Annotated in this window: 17 protein-coding genes; 6 read left to right on the top strand and 11 right to left on the bottom strand. The window is 42.4% G+C overall.

Annotation, left to right across the window (positions count from 1 at the left end; translation table 11 throughout):
• Nucleotides 1-12 precede the first annotated feature (12 nt).
• From JWQ85_RS03465 to JWQ85_RS03430, 8 genes are all read right to left on the bottom strand, one after another.
• Nucleotides 13-450 carry a DUF5004 domain-containing protein gene (locus JWQ85_RS03465; protein ID WP_299463993.1) on the bottom strand — a complete coding sequence of 146 codons (438 nt, stop codon included), beginning with the start codon at nucleotides 448-450 and terminating at the stop codon, nucleotides 13-15.
• 17 nt (nucleotides 451-467) lie between these two features.
• Nucleotides 468-2,216 (bottom strand): RagB/SusD family nutrient uptake outer membrane protein, encoded by a 1,749-nt coding sequence (locus tag JWQ85_RS03460; protein WP_299463990.1) that lies wholly within the window; start codon nucleotides 2,214-2,216, stop codon nucleotides 468-470.
• Between the two features lie 300 nt (nucleotides 2,217-2,516).
• Complete coding sequence (locus tag JWQ85_RS03455) at nucleotides 2,517-3,344, bottom strand: alpha/beta hydrolase family protein (RefSeq protein ID WP_299463987.1); 828 nt, start codon at nucleotides 3,342-3,344, stop codon at nucleotides 2,517-2,519.
• Nucleotides 3,345-3,358: 14 nt separating this feature from the next.
• Nucleotides 3,359-4,744 (bottom strand): SGNH/GDSL hydrolase family protein, encoded by a 1,386-nt coding sequence (locus JWQ85_RS03450; protein ID WP_299463984.1) that lies wholly within the window; start codon nucleotides 4,742-4,744, stop codon nucleotides 3,359-3,361.
• Nucleotides 4,745-4,751: 7 nt separating this feature from the next.
• The gene (locus JWQ85_RS03445) at nucleotides 4,752-7,076 is read right to left on the bottom strand and encodes a GH92 family glycosyl hydrolase (RefSeq protein ID WP_299463981.1); all 2,325 of its coding nucleotides are present in this window, start codon (nucleotides 7,074-7,076) and stop codon (nucleotides 4,752-4,754) included.
• A 240-nt stretch (nucleotides 7,077-7,316) separates the two neighbouring features.
• Complete coding sequence (locus JWQ85_RS03440; protein ID WP_299463978.1) at nucleotides 7,317-9,893, bottom strand: glycoside hydrolase family 38 C-terminal domain-containing protein; 2,577 nt, start codon at nucleotides 9,891-9,893, stop codon at nucleotides 7,317-7,319.
• 5 nt (nucleotides 9,894-9,898) lie between these two features.
• Nucleotides 9,899-11,287, bottom strand: a complete 1,389-nt coding sequence (locus JWQ85_RS03435; RefSeq protein ID WP_299463975.1) for an SGNH/GDSL hydrolase family protein — start codon at nucleotides 11,285-11,287, stop codon at nucleotides 9,899-9,901.
• A gap of 58 nt (nucleotides 11,288-11,345) precedes the next feature.
• Nucleotides 11,346-12,005, bottom strand: coding sequence for a helix-turn-helix transcriptional regulator (locus tag JWQ85_RS03430; protein WP_299463972.1), 660 nt, complete (start codon nucleotides 12,003-12,005; stop codon nucleotides 11,346-11,348).
• A gap of 250 nt (nucleotides 12,006-12,255) precedes the next feature.
• Between JWQ85_RS03430 and JWQ85_RS03425 the strand changes: the two genes are divergently transcribed.
• From JWQ85_RS03425 to JWQ85_RS03410, 4 genes are all read left to right on the top strand, one after another.
• Entirely contained in the window at nucleotides 12,256-13,974 is a 1,719-nt protein-coding gene (locus JWQ85_RS03425; RefSeq protein ID WP_299463969.1) for an RICIN domain-containing protein, read from the top strand.
• 259 nt (nucleotides 13,975-14,233) lie between these two features.
• Nucleotides 14,234-15,724 carry a serine hydrolase gene (locus tag JWQ85_RS03420; protein ID WP_299463966.1) on the top strand — a complete coding sequence of 497 codons (1,491 nt, stop codon included), beginning with the start codon at nucleotides 14,234-14,236 and terminating at the stop codon, nucleotides 15,722-15,724.
• 92 nt (nucleotides 15,725-15,816) lie between these two features.
• Nucleotides 15,817-16,059, top strand: a complete 243-nt coding sequence (locus JWQ85_RS03415; protein WP_299463964.1) for a hypothetical protein — start codon at nucleotides 15,817-15,819, stop codon at nucleotides 16,057-16,059.
• Nucleotides 16,060-16,089: 30 nt separating this feature from the next.
• Nucleotides 16,090-16,896, top strand: a complete 807-nt coding sequence (locus JWQ85_RS03410) for a tRNA pseudouridine(38-40) synthase TruA (RefSeq protein ID WP_299463959.1) — start codon at nucleotides 16,090-16,092, stop codon at nucleotides 16,894-16,896.
• 55 nt (nucleotides 16,897-16,951) lie between these two features.
• Here JWQ85_RS03410 and JWQ85_RS03405 read toward each other — a convergent pair whose 3' ends face one another.
• Nucleotides 16,952-18,301 carry a hypothetical protein gene (locus JWQ85_RS03405; RefSeq protein WP_299463956.1) on the bottom strand — a complete coding sequence of 450 codons (1,350 nt, stop codon included), beginning with the start codon at nucleotides 18,299-18,301 and terminating at the stop codon, nucleotides 16,952-16,954.
• 263 nt (nucleotides 18,302-18,564) lie between these two features.
• On the opposite strand from JWQ85_RS03405, the gene JWQ85_RS03400 reads away from it, so the two are divergent.
• Nucleotides 18,565-19,089, top strand: coding sequence for a contractile injection system tape measure protein (locus tag JWQ85_RS03400; protein ID WP_299463953.1), 525 nt, complete (start codon nucleotides 18,565-18,567; stop codon nucleotides 19,087-19,089).
• A 62-nt stretch (nucleotides 19,090-19,151) separates the two neighbouring features.
• On the opposite strand, the gene JWQ85_RS03395 is transcribed toward JWQ85_RS03400, so the two are convergent.
• Nucleotides 19,152-19,952 carry a glycoside hydrolase family 16 protein gene (locus tag JWQ85_RS03395; RefSeq protein ID WP_299463951.1) on the bottom strand — a complete coding sequence of 267 codons (801 nt, stop codon included), beginning with the start codon at nucleotides 19,950-19,952 and terminating at the stop codon, nucleotides 19,152-19,154.
• A 372-nt stretch (nucleotides 19,953-20,324) separates the two neighbouring features.
• Between JWQ85_RS03395 and JWQ85_RS03390 the strand changes: the two genes are divergently transcribed.
• Nucleotides 20,325-21,698: an APC family permease gene (locus tag JWQ85_RS03390; protein WP_299463948.1), complete on the top strand. Its 1,374-nt coding sequence runs from the start codon at nucleotides 20,325-20,327 to the stop codon at nucleotides 21,696-21,698.
• Here the strand turns inward: JWQ85_RS03390 and JWQ85_RS03385 are convergent.
• Nucleotides 21,661-22,445 (bottom strand): amidohydrolase (locus tag JWQ85_RS03385; RefSeq protein WP_299463946.1); only part of this gene is annotated, 785 nt, incomplete at its 5' end. The two genes, JWQ85_RS03390 and JWQ85_RS03385, sit on opposite strands and share 38 nt — an antisense overlap.

Genomic DNA, 22,445 nt, shown 5'->3' with positions numbered 1-22,445 from the left:
TGGTGTTTGGCCTTAATTAACTCTTTGCAGTACGTATATATAAGAATTGTTTGTGCAGCCCGGGCTAAAGGTGAGGCTCAGCTGTCTTTTGCCGTTCACAATCGGGTAGGTAAATGCCGTTGAAATTGGCGTACCACCCGCTGCCGTAAATGTTATTTTATATGGATACAGCGGATCATCCAACGAGAAGGCACCATCCTGGGTTACTATAAAAGGCAGCTTGTTCATCAGCTTGTAACCAACGCCGTCAAAGTTTATCCTGAACTGGCTCAAATCTACCAGCGTGCTCAAATCGGTACCGTTACGGGTTGCTTTTATTACCTGCCAGCTTCCGCTGATATCTTTCAGCGCTTCCTGTTTGGGCAATACCTTTTCTGTTTTGCACGCTGCAGCCATTAGCACTACCAGCATTAGCAACAGCATACGTTTTATGTTATAATTCTTTTTCATGCAATTGTTTATGAATATTAATAACCGGGGTTTTGGATCAGCTCGGGTGATTTAGCCACCTCGCTTTGCGGTAAAGGCCACAAGTACATTGCCGGGCGGAAATTGCGCTTACGTACATTAAAAATAATATAGGTAGCAGCGTTACCATTGCGATTAATTTCCAACCCTTTGGTTTGTATATTATCGGTTTGTTCGGCTATTTTCCAGCGGCGCACATCCCAAAAACGGTGCTCTTCAAATGCCAGTTCAATACGGCGCTCGTTTTGGATAGCTAAACGCATCTCTGTCTGGTTAAGCCCCGCCGGCAATTGGTACGGCACCAAGCCGGCCCGTTCCCTTATGGCCTCAACAGCTTGATACACCTCAGCGGTTGGTCCGTTATATTCGTTGGCAGCCTCAGCATAATTAAGCAGGATCTCGGCATAACGGATCAAAGGCAGCACCCTATCGGTACGATGGGTAAAATCCTGCGATACCGCATTTGGCGAAAGCATTTTATTGGTATAATATCCGGTAGATGTGCCTACATGCACAGCATCAGGCCCTGTAGCTACACCTTTGTAAGTACCCTGGTAAATATTAACCGGCGAAAAGCCCGGCACAAGCCTGTTCTGCAAGAGTGTTTGATCGCGGATAACCGTAAAATCTAAACGTGGGTCGCGGCCTGCGAAAGGGTCCTGCGCATTATAGCCCGATGTTGGATCGGTAATGGCCTTACCATTTTTCATCGGGAAGGCATCAACCAAACCCTGTAAAGGGAACGCGCCGTTTTTGCCGGTACGCGATGGCGGCTGGAACAATTCTTCCAGGTCTACATTTCCTGTAGGGCGCATCAACTGGAATATATATTCGGTATTATACCGCAGGGTAAAAAGGTTTTGAAAACCAATACCCGGGGTAGCGTTATCTATATTTAAATGATAAGCCCCCAAGCTTATTACAGCTTCTGCGGCATCCTGCGCCAGCTTCCACCTTTCTTTTTTTAATTCGTCTGTGAATTTCGTATAACCTAATACCGCATCATTTTTTGTACCTGTAAGTGATTGGCCGCTAAACAACGGGCTTGCAGCGTATAACAGCACGCGAGATTTAAGTGCAAGGCAAGCACCTTTTGATGCTCTGCCATAACCTACACCACTTTGTGTAGTTGGTAAGTCCTGCGCAGCTGCATCACATTCAGATAAGATATAATTTACACATTCTTCGTAAGTATTGCGGCTTGCGGGGATCTTATCGGTATAGGTATAAATACTATCGCCCAATAAATGCACGCCGCCATAATGTTTCAGCAGGATAGCATAGTACCAGGCCCTTAAAAAGCGGGCCTCAGCTTTCATTTGTGTTTTCGCGAAATTATTAATAGGGACTCTGCCCATATTTTTCAGCAACTGGTTAACCGCTCTGATACTGGCATACGATTTTTTATAGGCATCATCGGTAACTACCGCTGCATTAATAGTACCGGTTTCCCAGGCCAGCGCAGTAGAGCCACCAGAATTATACACTTCCGCTTCATCTGATGAAGCATCTAACCCTCCGTTAGGTGTTAGGCCATAAGTGAACCGCCTTGCTGAAGCGCTAAAGCCCACATTTTCATAAATGCCGGCCAAAAAGCTTACTGTATTGGCGCTATCCTTAAAAACAGTTTCTTCTGTAAGGTTAGAGGTGGTAGTCTGGCTCAGAAAGCCCTCCTTTTTGCATGATGCAAAAAAGAAAAGCGCCAGAAAGAGAGTATAAGCAACTGACTGAAAGTAAATTTTTTTCATACTATAGGGTTATAATAATAAAAGCTGTTAAGCTTCAGTATTTTATATATTAGGCATCAAAAAATCGTTTTAGCAACTTAGGAAAAGATGCCGGATTGATATGCTCTATTAAAATTAAATAATTGGTTTATAATTATTGGTCTGTAATTATGTGCTAATATAAGTTGTAAAAACGATTTAGCAAAGTTTTTTTAACATTTTTTTACTTTTAGCAAATTTGAGATTTACACCACTGTAATTTAGCATTTTAATAAGTTTTAAAGTGGAAACAAACAATGTTTTCAAAAGAATTTGCCAGTACTATTTTTGGTTATTGAAGTACCTGCTAAAAAACAATGCCTGATAGTTTACGGAGTTACCCCAATACTCCCAGGAGTGGCCTCCCGGCCGTACAGTGTAATCATGCGGAATCTTCCGCTCTATCAGCTTTTCATGTAGTTCCTGGTTGCCGCTGTACATGCCATCGTCATAACCACAATCAAATGTTAGCGCCAGTGCATTAGGTTTTAATAAGTAAACCAAGCTTACCACGCAGTGCTGTTCCCATACTTCGGGGCGTTCGCTATACTTGCCCAACACTTGCTCTATACCATAACTATCGGCAAACTGGCGTATATCTACCACGCCGCTCATGCTGCCTGCGGCCCCAAAAATATCCTGATGTTTAAAGGCCAGGAAAAGTGCACCGTGGCCACCCATACTCAGGCCAGTAATAGCCCTCCCTTTTCGGTTCGTAATAGTCGAATAGTGTTTATCAATATAGTTTACCAACTCATTAGCCACATATGTTTCATACATCCATTCCTTATTCATGGGGCTATCAAAGTACCAGCCGGCAAAGTTGCCATCGGGGCAAACTATCAGCATATGATAGGTATCTGCCAGCTTAGAAATGGCCGGCACTTTCTTTATCCAGTCGCTGTAGTTGCCGCTAAAACCATGAAGCAGATACATAACCGGGTATTTTTTGGCCGCAGAATAATTTGCAGGTTTTACAATTACCGCTTTTATATCCTTATTCATAGCGGCGCTGTGTGTAAGTGCCGTATCAACTGTAGCCGCGTTCGCTTTCAGCAAAAATGAAGTTGCACAGATGAGGAAAAGGGTGATGATCTTTTTAGTATTCATATTACGAAGTGGCATTATTTTGAAGCGATGATCTGGATGCGGTGGGTTTTCGGTTTGTTAATGGCGTAGATCTGGTCTGTTAATACATTCATTTGCTTTTGCCATGCATCGCGAACGCTTTTGTAACGGGCTCGGCTATAATTGTCTTTATTGCCGTTTACAAAAATATTTTTTACAGCATATTTCTTAACGGTATCCATAGCGGCGTTGCTGTCATTATACAACAGGCCTTTTTCTTTAAGAAAATCGTACTCCATCCAAATGTACATACGCAAGCGGCGCTCAATATCCCATCGCTCCTCATTCAACTCGCGGATCTGGATGGCCTGCTGATACTGCGGTGTAGTGCTTATTTCGGCCAGGTTAATGCCGTTGGCAAACTCAGATGCTGCCCAACTACCCATGCGTTCACCATCTATCAGCAGATCGTACCTGCCTTCTTTCAGGCTTTTTACGGTTAACATCTCCCTGTTAAATTCATCATTAAAAGGCACCACTTTTAATGCATCTGATTGCTTTTTGTTATTGCCCCAGCCGCGTGGAATGGTATCCAGCGGGTATGGCAGCGACTTAGCCAAATAGTTAAATGATAACGATTTAGCAGTTGCCGATAAATTTAGAACCGAACAATTCACCGCTTTAGAAAGTTTTTTATCAGTCGCGTTGATACTGATATCAGCCACCGAATTATTACTTAACCCCTGCGCTTTCAGGAACAGGTAGGCCATTACCAGGTGCCCGTTATTATCCGGGTGGATACGGTCGTTTGGTGTTAGGCTAAAGGTGCTATCTTTAAGCTGCTCGCGTTTGTTAATGGCATCCATCGGATGATAAAAATCTACAAAGCCCCAGTTATTTTTTTTGGCTGATTGCTCCTGGTGATCTATCACTTTTGCAAACTCGTCGCTTTTATGCGGATAAATATTCTTTTTGGTGAATTTACTTGTTTCATCATACGGCGAGCCACCTATCAGTATGGTGTGAATATCCAGCCGTTTTTTCAGCTTATCCTCCAATTTCGCATAAGTTGCATAGCTACCTACCAATCGTTTATCAATAAAATCCTGCGCATCGCTGCGGTACCATTCAATGTAACCGGTATCATTCATGCCCCAGCTTAGCGTTAAAACGTTTGGCTTTTTAGCCAGCACATCATCATCAAAACGAGCGGATATTTGCCCTATATCATCGCCGCCAATTCCTGCGTTATAGCAAGTAATACGGCGGTTGGGGAAATGCGTCATGTAATAAAGCCATATGTACGAATGATAATGGCCGCCATCGGTAATGCTGTTGCCTACAAATGCCACCCTGTCACCTGCCTTAAACGGCGCTACTTTTTGAGCGCTAACCCCTGCACTTAAACCAATCCCGATTAGTAATGAATAGAATTTCTTCATATATATTTTAATTTATTCCCCAGTTTTTATTTGGCTCGGCGCCCATTGTAAGTTCCAGTGTGCCGCCTGCCGAAATATCTTTATAATCGAGGTAACATTTGCTGTATGCGTTGCCGTTTAACCTGGCACTCTGGATGTAAATATTTGTAGCCGAATTGTTTTTAGCTATAATGGTAAAGGACTGTCCCTTTGCATATTTGGGGTCGAGTTTTAAGGTTACCTTATCAAACACGGGGCTGGTGATCTCCTGACGGGTATCGCCGGGGCATACAGGATGCAAGCCCGTGGCGGCCAATACATACCATGCCGACATCTGGCCAACATCTTCATTACCAACCAAACCTTCAACTGAATTTTTATATGCCCTACGGCAGATCTCACGAGTCCATTTTTGTGTAAGCCACGGCTTGCCGAGGCGATTGTACAGGAACGGCATGTGATGCACAGGCTCATTCGCGTGATTATAATAATCGTTCCACATCATGTTCTCCGGCGTTTTGGCGAAAAGGTTGTTGAGATCGGCAATTACTTTTTCTTTACCACCCATCAACTGCACCATACCATCCACGTCCTGCGGAACGAACCAGCCCTGTTGGTAAGGGTTAGTTTCGAAAGTGCCATACCATTGCGTCATTCTTCCCGAATCGGGCCAGGCAACCCATTTACCACTCTCATCTTTAGGGCGGAACCAACCCTTCTCCTGGTCATAAATATTTTTGTACGATAAACTGCGGGCTGCATATTTACGCTCATCTGCAGGGTGTTTTAACCATTTGGCCAGTTGTGCAACGCACCACTCGTTATAGGCGTATTCCAGTGTTTGGGCAATACCGATGGATCCGGGCGAATAGCCTTTGTCACCGTTACCAAATTTCTCTACAGACCCAACCGACAGCGCATAAGCCTTATTCACATCATAATTGCGGATCCCTTTTGCGTAAGCATCGGCCAAAACAGAGGTCATGGGATTACCCAACATGCAGCCGCTATAAGCGTTGAGCAGCTCCCAGCGCTCGAAATAGTTCTTCTGTTTTTGATCGGCCAGCGTTACCATCGAGTTTACCAGATCGTTCACCAACGAGGGATTAATAATGGTTTGCAATGGCATTTGGCTGCGGAAAACATCCCAGCCACTAAAAATAGTACGTTTATTGAAAGCCGAGCTTTGGTGTGCAATACTGTCACCACCGGGATATTTACCATCAACATCGCTGATGATGCGCGGATCGATCATGGTATGATAAAGCGCGGTATAAAAAACTTTTTTCTGATCTGTACTGCCGCCCTGTATGCTTACCTTGGATAAAGCTTTATCCCAAAGGGCAACAGCACGCTGGTGGGCGGCATCAAAATCCCAGTCCTTTATTTCAGTGAGCAAGTTTTTTTTTGCTCCCGCGATGCTTACGAATGATATACCCGATTTCATGATCACCTGCTCGTTTGCTTTGGTGGCAAACTGCGTATAAAAACCCAGGTGTTTCCCTTGTTTTTCTCTAACGCCATGCAAAACTTCAGCGTTAGCCACTTTTTCTTGGTATTTAGCGCTTCCCACTTCTTCGCGCTTGCGCACCCAACCATCGGGGATATCCGCGCTCCAAACGCCATAATCCTTTAGCGGTTTATTAAATTTGGCGTAAAAATAAACGGTATAATCGGCATGGCCATCGCCATTGCCCCAACCACCACCATCGGGTGTGCACTTCATCCAACCCTCAATAGTATAATCATCCACCACTTTCACATACTGCAAGGTAGATGTACCGCCAACCCTGCGGGCCAGGTCTATTTGGATGCGCGATAATTTATTTTGCGGGAAGGTAAAGCGTAGCATACCACTATGCGGGGCAGCCGTCATTTCTGCTTTGATATTGTAATCGGTTAATAAAGCGCTATAATAGCCCGCGGAAGCCTTTTCGCTTGGCTTTGAATAGAGCGAGCGGTAGCCGTCTTGAGGATGCGCAATGGTACCGGCTTTTGTTTTAATCTTGCCGGTAGTTGGCATCACCAAAAAATTGCCCAGATCGCCGTACCAGCCAATGCCGCTCATTTGTGTAAAAGCAAAGCCTTCAATACTGGTTTGTTCATAGCTATAACCTGAGCCGTTATCGCCACCAGTGATGGTATTAGGGCTAACCTGTACCATACCATAAGGCGTGGTTGCGCCCGGAAATGTTTTGCCAAGGCCGTGATAAACACCTGCATCTGCGGTGCTGGTACTGGCACCAATAAAGGGATTCACATACGAAGCAAGGTTTTGCGCGCACAATATTTGCGCTGTGGCAAAACTGAGCACAACGGTGGCTGTAAGATATTTTTTAATATAATATAACATTGTTACGAGCAATAATTGGTTTTCCGGATGTTAGTAAGCAAACAGCGTCAAATTGACGATAGGTGCCGACATTTCTTCTATCATATTATAATTATGATTCGGACAATCCAGGTGCTGATTTATTAATTGGTATTAATACGCCCAAATTATACAAGAAAAAACGATTTAGCAAATTTTAACAAAAATTATTTTCAATGCGTCTTTTATACTTCAGCCCTCCTACTCAAATACAAGATGCTTTTAAATTCCCTTTGCATTAACCAGCCTGATAGTACGGATACCAAATTTTGGTATAGCTACGCTGATTGATACCCCACCGCCTTTTAGTTTAGTTGAGGATAGCGTTTGCCCTGCCCTGCCATCAAGTTCGGATAAAACAACCTTATCGGCACTGCAACTGAATATAACTTTGCTTTTAACATTGCCGGAACCGGTATTAAAAACACGTACCAGCATATCCTTACCATCAAAATTCACGGCAGACACCTCGTATCCGGCGGGTACTTTAACCAGTGACCTACCCGATAGATTGGGCCGCATTGCAGTAGCTATTGCTACCAGGGGTTCGTTCCAATTATTGCTCTGTTGCTGAATACCTGCCTTATCCCATTTGCCGGCGTGCGGCACCAATGCATAGTTTATAGTAGTTGGACCGGTTATTTTATGATCCCTACCCCATAAGCCCATACCCGAATATTGGATATCCAGGCCCAAAGGGAAATCTTTTCCGTGCGCGTAATTGGTAGTATGGTCGGTAAAAAGCGCCATGCCATATTGGTCGTCTTTATCGGTAACATCTACCCAGTTTAAGATCACGTTGTTTTTAATACTATCCCAACGGGTAAAAAACGTATTCTCCAACTTGCTTTCGGTAACATCAAAAGGAGCATTTTTATAAACTTTTTGCTGCGTTAAGTTCAACGGGAAGTAAGCCAATAGTTTATCTCTGTCATCATAAAAAGCCTTCTCCGGGTTATCCAGCTTGTAAGTATTAGGTGGTGTTGGTCGGCCAATGCCCGGGTTACCGTTCCAGTTAATATTAATACGCAGATCTATACGCGGCTGCCCTTGTGAAAGAGTTAATGTCTGGGTGTAATCGCTGCCGTTTATGGTGCCTTTTATAGCCAGTTTAATTTGCAGCGGGCCATTCTCTAATACCTCGATATTGGCTGGTTTATCAGCAGTAGACTTAAAGCCGCCATCGTTATAAAAGTTACCGCGAAGTTCGTTAAAGGCCCGGGCGTTGGTTTGATCTACAAATTGTTTATTATTTAAAGTTTTGGCAATGATGCTTTTGATAACGCCGCCATGTGTCGGGTCAATAATGATCCTATACAAATCTGTTTCCAGCAAATACCTGCCATCTGCCAGAACAGATACGGCAGCACCTTTTACTGTTGAGGGTTGGTTAGCTTTCAACTGATAAACTGAGTAACCCATTGGGGGAACTTGCGCCCGGAATAGCAATTTAGTTTTATCGCTATTTAATTGTGCAGGTACCTGTATACCTTTACTATCCAACACCGCGAATTGTGCCATATTAGTCCCGACCGGGATTTCAACAGAGATCATTTCGTTACGGTTGGCCCCGGCTGTGTTATAAACAATAATGTAATTGCCTGTGTTGTTGGCTTTATTTATAGCGGCCTGCGCTTTAGTAATAATGCTATCGCAAATGGCATCGGTATTGGCAGTCCATTTTTTTACTTTATCTGCCCAGGTATCTCCATTTTTGCCGTTGTAGGGCACTATCCAGCAATCGTGGTGTTGTGATAAAAGCAGTGTGCGCCATGCGGAATCCAGTTGAGCCTGCGGCCACTTACTCCCCGCATAGATTCTGGCCATAGCGGCCATCTTTTCGGCTATTACCAGCTTATTTTCTGAAACACGTACGTGCTGGGCTATCTGTTGCATCACCTGCGAACCCCAAACCAGGCTCACCAACATATCTTCCTGCGATACCTTCCAATCTAACCGGGCGTCGTTTTTGGCTATATTACCAAAATAGTTTCGCCAGGTGGTATAAATGCTTGTTAAGCCATTCTTTACTCCGTTGCCTATGAAAGGGCCGTTTTTCCAACCGGCATCCTGCAGGGTCATACCCACCGGATGCGCCATACCAGCTGCAAAAGCGGCATTGATGTATTGAGGAGAATTATTCCACGCAATGGTTTGCCAGGTAGATCTCGGAGCAAATTTTTCTACTTCGTAACGTGGCGATGTAATGATTGCCGTGCCATCCGGCCCAATCCAGTTCACCAGTTCGCCGGCGTGGCCACGTGTGTAGCCGCCCCAGCAAGTGTTGGGATTTTTAAGTGAGGCGTATTTAAAGCCAAATGATTTAAGTATTTGTGGCAACGCACTTGTAAAACAAGGTTCTTCGGAGGAATAGCTGGTAAAAATAGCTTCGGGAAAATGCGTGCGGACCATCTTCATACCGTAACTAAACTGCCGGATAATGCTTTCGCCGGAAATGTTATAATTATAGCTCTGCGCATAAGCAGGGTTTACATATTCTATACGTCCATTAAGCGACTGATCTGCAAATAGCGCTTTAAAATCAGCGTAAGCAGTTGGGTCTACCGCCATTGCCCTTGCCCAAGTTTCGGGCTCCAACTCTATGTTGATCTTCCAATTTGGATTTTTCTTTAGCATATCTGCCATAAAGCGGGTATTCCAATCCGGGTAGTGACCCCATATGCCGCCATGATAACCATCTATGTAATAAGCGGTTTGTGCGGATGCGTGCTGACAATACGAAACAGCAACAGTGAGCAGTAAGGCACTAAAAAGCCTTTTGTATAATTTAAAATTCATCCGAATTAGTTAACTAAAGTGATCTCGAAACGATGCCTAACAGGTTTATTAATAATGTAGAGCTGGTTGGTTAGCAGGTCCATTTCCTTTTGCCAAGCATCCCTAACAGATTTAAAGCGGGCCTTTTGATAAGTAGGAATAGTTGCTGACACAAAGAAATCTTTTTTGCCATACTTCTGCAGCGAATCTACAGTGGCATCGCCATCGTTAAAAAGCAAGCCCTTTGGCTTGAGGATGGAATAATGGATCCAGTAATATTCGCGCAGGCGCCGCTCTATTGCCCAGCGTTCTTCATTTAAATGCATTACGGCCATTGCTTGCTGATACTGTGGGGTTATATTAATTTTTGCCAGGTTAATGCCCTGTGCGTATTCTTCAGCACTATAGGCCCCTATTGCTTTCCCGTCTATCCTTAATAGTAATTGTTTAGCCTTAAGGCCTTTTATCTGTAATATTTCCTGATTAAACTCCTCATTGAACGAGATTAGCTTTAATGCCGCGGCCTGTGCCTTTTGCGGCCGACCAAAACCAGAGGGGATAGTGTCCATTGGGTAGGGCAACGCATTTGCCAGGTAGGTAAAACTAATTTTATCGGTTGATATAACCGGGTTGGTAATTGTACAATTCTCTGCCATTTCTATTTTTTTACTGGCGACGTTTACTGTAACGCCTGCAATCTTTTTTCCAGCCAGCCCCTGGGCTTTAAGAAACAGCCAGGCCATTACCATTTGCGCATCATTTGTGGGATGAATACGGTCGCTACCCTGCAGGGTAAACATCGAATCGCGTTGCTGCTCGCGAAGGTTAATGGCGGTCATCGGGTCACCAAAATCCATATATTCCCATTTGTTATTTTTAGCCACACGCTGCTGTTCGGCTGCTATCTGCCGCATAGCCGCATTTTTATTAACCAGTCTGATAAACTTAGTTTTTGAGGTTTGATCATACGGTGATGAGCCAATCATTACTTTTCTCACCTCGGGGTGTTGCTTCAGTTTCGCTTCTATCAATTTAAAACTTTTTAACGAGGCGGCTATTTTTGCCTGGTATACAGAATCTGCTTTGGCGCCCTTCAAAAGCTGGTAGCCGGTATCGTTCATACCGAAGGTAAGTGTAACTACTGTGGGCTTTTTAGCGAATACATCGCTATCCAGTCGCTCATACATTTGCTGGGCCACGTCGCCACCTATACCCGCGTTAAAAATTTGAATGCGGCTGTTTGGGAAATGCGTTAAATAATACAGCCAGATATAGGAATGATAATGCCCGCCATCTGTAATACTATTGCCTGTAAACACCACCCTATCGCCTGGTTTAAAGGGTTGAACGGTTTGGGCATTGAGATAAGTGGTTATATAAAAGGTAAAAAAGAAAGCAAGTAAACTTTGTTTCATTCAGCAAATTTATAAAAAAGCTAAATTGATTTAGCAAAATTTGAAATTTATTTTCAAGTTATTGTGGGGCGTTGAATTTCAAGTTACGCAGATCATGATATCTTTTACTGTATTCTGTCGGGGACATTCCAAATTCCCTGGTGAAATTCCGTGTAAAGACAATACGAGATTTGAAACCAATTTCATCGGCGATCTCATACATTCTTTTATCGCCGCTTTCCAAGAGCTCCGCTGCCCTTTTTAAACGTAAATCGTTAATAAGCTCTAACGGCGTTAAACCCGACGCCAGTTTTATCTTTCTATATAAATTCCTTCGGCTCATATTCATGATATCGCACAATTGATCTACATCAAGGTCTGGGTATGATAAGTGAGCAACAACGGTTTCCTGTAGTTTTTTCAGAAATAAAACATGATATTCTAATTGGTACCCGTTGCCTGCAACAGCCGGCAAACGCTCTATTGTAGCCCTATCGCCCAACTCTTCTATAGGGAGCTGGTTAGAGGCATTAACTGCAACTAAATAGCGATTGATGATCTTTCTCTCCCTGTTATATTTTATTCTTCTGTAGCCGATGTAAATCAAAACGACAGTCACTAACAAGAAGCCACCGGCAACCGTTTCTGGCCATTTTTCGCGTACAGATATTACTAATGTAACCGTCACAGCCTGTAATAATGCTGTAGCCCGGCATCCCAGATCTAATGTACAAAGCATGAAAATAAAAATTGGTGGTACAATTGGTAATGACTAATGTAAAAAGAATAATCGTTTTGCTAAAACGATTTAAAATTTATTTGATAGGTTTTATAAAAGGCACAATCGGTTTTAATTACGGCATAAACGGTTTCCCGTATACGTTTCCTTTTTTAATTGATTTGTAAAACACCTGTTTTAAATGCAGGGCGACTAACCAATGTCAATTACAAGCAACTACTAACCTATTAACCAATTAAAAATTATGAAAATGAAAAACTTACTATTGTATGCAATCATTCTACTCCTGTTTGGGGCTGAAAGCTGTAAAAAAGGCGAAACGCTGAAAACAGCTAAGATACCAGAGGGATCACCCGCCACTTTTAGCCTTGCAGGTGCCAGCCCTTCTGCCTATGGGTGTTTCCAGATCACAAACATTTTTAGTGGAAAAGTAATGGAAGTGAAGGGCGACTCTACCTTGCTGCACCCACAAAGCGCTATTAAAAATGTACAGCAGAATGCGAATGCGAGCACCGGAACTGCTACGGCTCAAAATCAAAAATGGTACCTGATACAGCAAGGCACCGGTACTATTACAAGCACCACATCATTCAAGATCATGAACGTTGCAAGCGGCATGTTCCTGGAAGCGCCAAACGGCACATCGGGCACCCAACTATGGGTTGACCACGCAAACGGTTTCCCTTCGCAGATCTGGAACCTTCAGAAGGTAACAGGGCAATCTTATTATGTGATAAAAAATGCTAATGGTTTGGTGCTGACCGATCATGCCAGTTCAACTGCCAACGGTGCGGCGATAACTGAAGAAACTGCAGCCGCCAATACTACCCAGTATTGGGATTTAACCAGTATTATCAATGAGGCCTATCGCGATGATGTTGTGGTTACTTTCTTCCATCGTGGTAACGTAGCCAATACTACCGTTGCATGGGACCAGGGTAACAGTATCCCGCTTACCAATGGCGCAAACAATGGCAAGGTGCTTTGGATAACCCAGGACGCCTATGCCAGCAGCCAGTTGCAGGCAAACGGTTCTTTGGCCTGCCAGTTTTTCTCCTACCATAACTCTGCTATGTTGCAGCCATCAATTACCAACTGGACATCCAGTTCGACACCAAACATCACCACTACCAGTAATGCGGGCACCGGTGTAAGCTTGCTGGAAATAGTAAAAAGCCCGGGCAACCACAATTCAACCTATGCCTGGCCAGGTGCGGGCGTTGAAATAGGCAGCAATGTAATATTAAACACCTACGAATCGGCAAATGGTTCGACACCGGCAAACCAGGCATTATATAGCATAGCCGAAAGCACCAGCAGCACCACATGGGGCGCGGCAACACGTATAACGCCAAATGGCATGTCGGGCCAAACTAAAATGATCTTCTCTGTTGGTATGATAAAGAAACCGGCAGGCGATACCGTATACGTGTACGGCGCACAAAGTACCTTCTTTAACGAAAACGTTGTAACATTGGCAAGGTTCCCGGCAAGCAACCCGGCATCATGGACATTCTGGAGAGGCAATAGCTGGGCATCAACACCTGATACTACAACTTTAACAGGCGCTTTAACAATTGGCTCGGGTACTAAAACCCAGGCAAATGTTGCCGTGAGTTATGTTAACGGTAAATATGTAATGATGCAATTGGACCTTGGTTACTTTTGCGACCCAAGCCAGCACGGCATTTATATATCTACCGCAACAAGTCCGTTCGGCCCTTTTACTACGCCAAAACTGGTTTATGTAATACAAGACTGGTATAATGGCCATTTGACTAAATTTTATACTCCTGCATTGCATGGCGAATTTGTAAACGGGAGGAATGAGCTAATGGTAACCTACTCATTAAACTATAATGGATCTGGCGGTAGCTGCTCAATCAATACCTGCTTCGGCGGCAACCAGGACCCTAATGCCTATCAAATCAAGGGTGTCCGTATTCCGTACGCTTTGGTAGGCTTATAAAAAACTAAAGCTTTAGAAAGGTTGTCTGACTTACATGCTCTGAACTTTAAAACGGCCTTCTTAGATAAGAAGGCCGTTTTATTTATAAGTAAAACCCGCTTCATTAAGTAGCGATCAGCACGATTGCCACAACAAATCATTTGAACCCAAAGCATTAAACACTGCAATTGACCCTTGTTTACTCCTTGTTGATATATAAACAACTATCTGTAACATACCTCTCCGGAACACATCTTACTAATAGAAATAACCTTATTATATGAACCTTAAAACTACAGCCTCAACCCTTTTGATATTTGGGTTACTGATACCGGCATTTTCTATAGCTCAGCAACTTACTACCTCCGATAGCATTGACGTTTTTTTAAAGAATAAAATGCAACAAAGGCATATTCCTGCATTGCAGATAGCTGTAGTACGACAAGGGAAAATTATAAAGAACGCAAGTTATGGAATAGCTAACCTGGAAAATACAATTACCGCGACTGATGAAAGCATCTTTTCGATAAATTCAATTACCAAGGCGTTTGTTGGCGTAGCCGTTATGCAACTGGCCGAAGAGGGGAAACTAAAGATCACCGACCCTGTTTCACTTTACGTAGATAGCTTACCGGTAACATGGCAAAAAATTACACTGCAGCAGGTGTTAACACATACTTCCGGCCTCCCTGATATTCTTGATGCTGATGAACAGGTAATGGGTCATGGGGATGAAAACCAAGCCTTGCAACAAGTAAAAGTGCTCCCTCTTGAGTTTAATACGGGTGATAAATTCAGCTATAATCAAACCGGGTATGTTTTACTTGGTAAGGTTATTACAAAATTAGCCGGTATGCATTTCACAAAGTTTATTGAAGACAGGCAATTTAAAATAGCGGGCATGAAATTAACCCGGTTTGGAGATTCCTATGATGTGATACCTAATTACGCGGGCGCATATACCATGACCAAACAAGTTGGTGATCAGTTCATCAGGAACAAAACACCCGGGGTTGGCTACATGCAGTTCCCGGTTTTTTTCAGGACTGCTGCCGGCATTTTATCTACCGCTACAGATATGGGTAACTGGATCATTGCATTAAAAGAGGGTAAGCTTTTAAAACAAAAAACCAGCATCGAAACCATGTGGACACCGGCAATATTAAACAACGGAAAAATAGGTGGCTTTAATAAGCTTACTAATGGTTATGCACTGGGCTGGCCTACCGTTACAAGAGAACAGCACCCTGCAGCGGGCCCCGTTGGTGGTGGCAGGTCTGCTTTGTTTGTATACTTGAAAGATGATCTTTCCATAGTTATATTAACCAATTTAATGGGTTCCAATCCCGATCAATTTATTGATGAGATAGCGGGCTACTATATTCCCGAGATGCATGAAGCAAACGGGTTCGGTTTATCAGCTGATGCTCAGAAATTAAGACTTGCATTATTAAAACAAGGTTTTAACAATGCAGCACTTGTGGCATCTAACTTAAAAAAAAAGAACCCACAATTAAATTTAACCGAAAACGAACTTAATGGATGGGGATATCAACTATTAAATCAGAAAAAAGCAGACCAAGCGCTTTCTATCTTCAAATTGAACGTAACGCTTTACCCGAAAAGCGCGAATGCTTATGATAGTTTAGGAGAGATACTTGAACTTACAGGCAACAAAATAGATGCTCTTTCAAGCTATAAAAAGTCGTTGGCGTTAAATCCTGAAAATAAAAATGCCTTGGATCGTATAAAAGCCCTTTCAAACGAATAGTTATCAGTGAACTTATACCAGCAAAAGCCACTCATTCGGGTGGCTTTTCTTGTTTATGTTGCATATTTGCATTTATTACTTAATACAACACTATGAAACACGACGATGTGGTTGCTGCAATCAAGGTTATTGCAGAAAAAGGGATGGCTATTAATATAAGCAAAGTTGATTTGCAGGACTTAAAAAAATACAACCTGATAGATATTGCAAAAGGTGAAGAAGATAAAAGGTCGCCGGCTTGTACATTAACTAAAAAAGGCCGCGTAATGCTTAAAGCCAACTTGCCTAAAACGGATAAAGTGGAGCCGGAAGAAGAAGAAGATATAACTGATTAATTTTTCTCTGCAATTAACAACCTCACACCATTGCGCTATTTTTTCCACATAGGCTATCTTGGCACTAACTATAGCGGCTGGCAAAAACATCCCGATGGTATTGGTGTACAACAAGTTTTAGAAAATTGCCTGAGCCAGGTTTTTAAAAAACCTATACAAATTATTGGCTGTGGCCGCACTGATGCACAGGTACATGCAAGCCAGTTCTTTTTCCACTTGGATGTAAGTGCCCCATGGGATTTTGACCTTATTTTTAGGCTTAATAATTTGTTGCCCAATGATATAGCGATTTTTGATATTATGCCTATGGATGGCCTGCCCCATGCCCGTTTTGATGCTACTGAACGCGGCTATGACTATTTTATTCATACCTATAAAGATCCTTTTCTAAGCAATTTCAGTTCTATGTACCTCATTAAGGATTGGCATATAGAAAACATGAAACAGGCAGCTAATTTGTTATTAAAATATAATGATTACCGCGCCTTTTGTAAAATGCCGGATAGGAACCAGCATACTATTTGCAACATTAATGCCGCCCAAATTTTCACAGATAATACGGGAGATAAATTAAGGTTTCATATAGCTGCAAACCGGTTTTTAGGAAAAATGGTGCGAATCATTGTTGGTAAAGTGATTGAGGTGGGAACCGGTAAACTGAGTGTTGATGAATTTGAATCGCACCTGATAACCCTGCAGCTATTCGAAACCATTAAACCGGCGTACCCACAAGGTTTATATCTTAGTAAGATTACCTATCCTTATCTTGATATCCCACCACGTAGCAACTTTAGCCAGATGCTTGCCGGTGAGATAGATTCATGGAAAGCTATTTGATCCATACAGATCGTAGAAACAAAAAAGCCACCCTATGGGTGGCTTTTCTTATAAACTATTTAATTTTTCGTATCCGGTTATTGTTGTAATCGGCAATGTAAATATTGCCCTGTGCATCTGATGCTACGCCTTGCGGGTTATTAAACAATGCGGTACTACCATCGCCATCTGTAGAACCCGTTGTGCCGGTTTTGCCTGCAAATACAGTAAAAATTTTATCCTTATTTATTTTAAGGATACGGCCATTGCCATCAGCAATATAAAAGTTATTGTTTGCATCTATGTTTATAGCCTGTGGTTTACCAATTGCAAGTGATACAGAATCTAAACCTCCTGCAAATGTGGTTACCAAATAATCTTTAGTTATTTTTCTTATCGCTTTATTTAATGGCTCGGTAACATACATATTGCCTGCCGCATCCAATGCTATGCCACTGGGTTTATTTAAGGATGCTCCCGTTCCACTACCATTTGCAAATGCTGCCACCCTATTACCCACAACGGTTGATACCACACCAGCCGGTGTAATTTTCCGTATCAGACTATTATTACTATCTGTAACATATAAATTTCCTTGTGCATCTATCGCAATACCTGTAGGCGCGCTAAATGTTGATGCTGTACCTGTTCCGTCTGAGTAGCCAGCCGAACCATTTCCTGCAAAAGTGCTTACTACACCGGCGGGGGTTATCTTTCTTATCATGTTATTCCCTAAGTCAGCTACAAAAACATTCCCTGCAGCATCAACAACCAGGCCCGATGGTACATAAAACTGAGCGGTTTCGGCCGGGCCATCCGCGTATCCAAAAGTACCGCTACCAGCAAACGTACTTGATACCCCTTCGGGCGTTATTTTCCTGATAACAGAATTGTACGAGTCAGAAACGTATACATTACCCGCGGCGTCGGTAGCAACTCCCGTAGGGCGATTAAATAAAGCCGCTGTCCCGGTGCCATTTTCAAATCCCTGGCTCGAGCCTGCAAATGTGCTTACTGTTCCATAAGAATCAGCAACACCATTACCTGTTTTAAATTGTATTGCACTGCCATATCCGGTACCGGCAGAGTTAGTAACATAGGCCCTTACATAATAAACTGTATTGAGTGCAAGCCCGGTAAGGTGGCTGTTAAACGTGAACAATTTTATGGTTTCTTCCTTTTTGGTATCGTTAATTGTAGGTTCGGGATTAGTTGTACTATAACAAACACCGTACGATGAAATATTGGCGGTGTTATTTGTGATAGAACCACCCGTCCAGGCGCTGGTAGATGTTGCTTCAATAACAACGTCGCCGGTAAGCACTACCGGTAATTCCACACTTACAGTATCACCCTTACCACATGCGCCAAGCACGGTAATGATCAGCAATAACAATAAATTAATTTGAGTAGATCTTTGTTTCATTTTATCAGATAGTAAGAAAAGTTAAAATTATTTGTGTGAGTAATTCTCCGGGTAAAATTGTAGAAAATATAAAGTGCCAATTGTTAATGTTTGTTAAAGAACGAGCATTGTTACATTCCCCTACGCGTAAATAAAGCGATTTGTAACATTAACAAGCAGAATCTATCGATAAATGCTGTAAATGTGTCTGTTAAAATACCGACCGGATATTTATCCTTTTCAAACATTATCAAAAACCGTATATTTAATTATACCTAAATCTTATGATCTCATCACACCACCAATCAAGCTTAATTACTAAAAATGCAGGGCTTGTTATAGCTAACCAGTATATTCCTGTTCTTTTTGAAAGGTTGGGTTTAATGCGTGATAATAAATTCATCAGCGAAACCGCCCAATTGGATGCGGTTAATTATTTGCAATATGTTACGAGTGGTAAGCTTGATAGAAACCCCGATTTTATGTCGCTAAATAAAGTGCTATGCGGTTTGCCTTTGAATCACCCCGTTCCCGCAGAATTGGTAATATCAAAAGAACATAAAGAATTAATTGATGGCATGATAAAAGCCATGATAAATGCCTGGCCTGTATTTGATAAAACCTCTGTCCAAGGTTTTAGGACTGCGTGGTTTCTAAGAAGGGGAGTTGTGATAGACTGGGATGGTGAGTGGCGTTTATGGGTTGATAAAGCATCATATGACATGCTATTGCATCAATCGCCCTACTCTTTTGCCGTTGTTAAATACCCCTGGATGCATAAACCAATGAAAGTTATTTGGGAGTATTAACCGAAAAATATTAATAGAAAAAGCCGCGATGTTCACGGCTTTTTCTATTATAATTATAATAATTAATTCGCTGTGAATGTAAAACTGTGTATCACAACCTCAACACTTTGTCCGTTTGATGGGGCTAAGCCATTGTAGCACCAAAGATTTAACAATACAGGCATACTTTTACCACTTATAGAAGTAGCAGGGCTATTAAAGGTTTTGGTAAGGAACAAATTGGTATCACCACTTTGAAAGCCATATAAACTTTTAAATACCACGCTTGTGCTTGTCCTTTTAAAACGATGTGTGGTATATGTGCCTCCCGGTGTAGAAAACTCTTGCGAGTAGCTGGCCGGCGCTGGGGCATCACCCACTTTAGGGAAAATGGTGTAGTTAAGATTTGGCCATGCCGAGTTACCCCATCTTGCAAATTCAATATCTATCTCATCCCGCCCATCAATACCCGAATAATCAAATAAGCCCAATACTATGTTTTTATCCAGGTTAGCAATTGGCCCGTCTATTTGCCACTGGTAAGTACCAAAGCCAAAACTTTGTGTGCTTGATATTTCTGCGCATTCCCAATGGTTGTTTGTTGGGTTTTTTGATATTTTTAAATGCAGCCAGCCATTGGCATCAACCCATACATTGTTACCACTCCAGTAATTTGGGCCGGGGCCTTGCGTGCCTGTTGGGGCTTTAACATTCCAGGTGTAACCACTCCAGGAAATTGTAGCTTGTGTGCGCAATTTTGAATCTGGCACAGCCGATGTCGCTTCTGCGGGTTTTGCACTTTGCGGGGTAATGTTAGTCGTTTTTTCTTTGGTACATGCAGCAGCGAATAGCGCGACAAATACAATGCAATAGATTTTTTTCATGGTTATAAATGATTAATGGTGAATAAATTCAGATATAAAAATCAGGAAAGGTAAATCCAATATCGTTTACCCCGGCACTATTGCATTATCTATTAGTTTAACATAGAATCTTTTTAAGCAAGCATCCTAATATTGATTAACTTATATTTAATACATTTTCTACACAAGTGCAATAAGTACCAGACTTTTACCAATAGTTTTTAAAATATTTTTTAATGTGCAAATACTTGCTGTGCGATTTTTAATAAGTGTATTTATACATTGGCCCTACAACTCATTACAAACCGCTGACCCAATTATTTTTGCCCCTCGCTGCTTAAAGTTATTTTTGTACAGTTAACTGATTAAAATTTTCGCGCTAACAAAAACTGCATGGCTGAAACTTCTCTGGTACGCCGCCTTGGCCTGGCACAAGCCACTGCAATTAACATGACCGATATGGTTGGCATTGGGCCATTCATTACTTTACCCATGGTGATAAGTATGATGAACGGACCCTGGTTTTTATATGCCTGGCTGGCCGGAGCAGTACTATCTTTTATAGATGCCATGGTATGGAGCGAGCTTGGCGCCGCCTTCCCTATGGCCGGTGGGTCATATAACTTCCTGAAAGAAACTTACGGCAAAAACGGGCCCGGTAAACTAATGAGTTTTCTGTTTGTTTGGCAAACCATGATACAAGCGCCATTGGTAATAGCTTCGGCGGCAATTGGCTTTGCATCATATTTCTCCTATCTGCTGCCTCTTTCGCCTATCCAGGCTAAATTAATGAGCGGCGGTGTGGTAATATGCATTGTTATGTTGCTTTACCGTAAAATAGAATCCATTGGTAAAATAAGTGTTGTATTATGGGTTGGCGTTTTGCTAACCATGATATGGATAATTGGCGGCGGTTTAGCCCATGGCAACTTCTTATCCCCCATTAAACATATTAATGATGGTTTAACCGTTAATTATGCCTTTGTCGCGGCCATTGGTTTTGCCAGTGTAAAAAGCGTTTACAGCTACCTTGGTTATTACAATGTTTGCCATTTAGGCGGCGAAATAATTAATCCATCTAAAAACATACCAAAAAGTATGTTTATTTCAATTGCTGGTATAGCGTTTTTATATATGCTGATGAATGTGAGCGTTGTTAGCGTTATACCCTGGCATCAGGCTAAGGATAGCCAATTTGTGGTTAGCGAATTTATGGAGAAATTATCCGGGCACACATCTGCAAAAATTGTTACCTGCCTCATATTGCTGGTGGCTTTTTCTTCGGTATTCTCCGCGACCCTCGGTTATAGCCGTATTCCCTATGCGGCAGCGGTTGACGGGGCTTTTTTTAAAGTATTTGCAAAGCTGCATCCAACCGGGCATTTCCCACATATCTCTTTATTGTTTTTAGGTGGGGTAGCTTTTATCTTCAGCCTGTTATTTAAGCTGAGTGATGTTATCAGCGCTATATTGGCCATGCGGATCCTGATCCAGTTTATTTCGCAGGCATTGGGGTTATATTTGTTGCGTAAATCTAAAAGCGAAACAAACTTCCCTTACAAGATGCCCTTATTCCCTATCCCTATATTTTTGGCAATTTTGATGTGGATAGGTATACTGGTATCAACCGGTTTCCATATGGTTTTGGGCGGATTAAGCGCTATTACATTAGGTAACATTGTATACTTTACTAAAGCCAAAGTAAACAAAGAGTGGCCGTTTAAATTAGCTAAGCATCCAACCGGTAAAAATCCACAGCATTTTTAGCCCAAAAAAGGTCCTGTTCGTTCTGGGTTAATCGGCTAACATAGTTTTCTATAACATTGAGCACTCCTTTATAACCACCGGCTACATTACACACCGGCCAATCAGATCCATACATTACGCGGTTGGCTCCAAACGCGTTAAATACAACATCCAGGTAAGGCATAAAATCTTCCACTTTCCAGTTAGCCCAATCGGCCTCGGTTACCATGCCCGATACTTTGCAGCATACATTAGGGAACGCGGCTATCGCTTGCATATCTTCTTTCCAGCCATTGATGCGTTTATCTTTTATGTACGGCTTTGCCAGATGGTCTATTACAAAACGCTGTTCAGGGAACGCTGCTACAAACTCTTTTGCATAAGGCAAATGATTGGGCATTATAAGTATGTCGTAGCTAAATCCGTATCGGTTTAGTAACCCTATTCCATGCTTAAACTTTTCATTCAGCATAAACTTTTCATCGGGCTCGCCCTGCAAAATATGCCGAAAGCCTTTCATTACTTTTATGCCACTATAGTATTGCAGACGTTCTTCAATATCATCTGCCTGCAGATCTATCCAACCAACAATGCCTTTTATAAAGCTGTTTTTCTTAGCCAGATCCAATAGAAAATCGTTCTCGGCTTCTGTTTGGTCTACCTGAACGGCAACACAACCTTCTATCCCATTTTCCTGCAAAATTGGTTGCAGGTCGGCAGGTAAAAAGTCACGTTGAATAGCCCGCATATCATCGTTTATCCATGCAT

Origin of the sequence: Mucilaginibacter sp. (assembly GCF_028288105.1) — a bacterium.
In the GTDB taxonomy this organism is placed as follows: domain Bacteria; phylum Bacteroidota; class Bacteroidia; order Sphingobacteriales; family Sphingobacteriaceae; genus Mucilaginibacter.
This window is presented reverse-complemented; position numbering and strand designations above follow the sequence as displayed.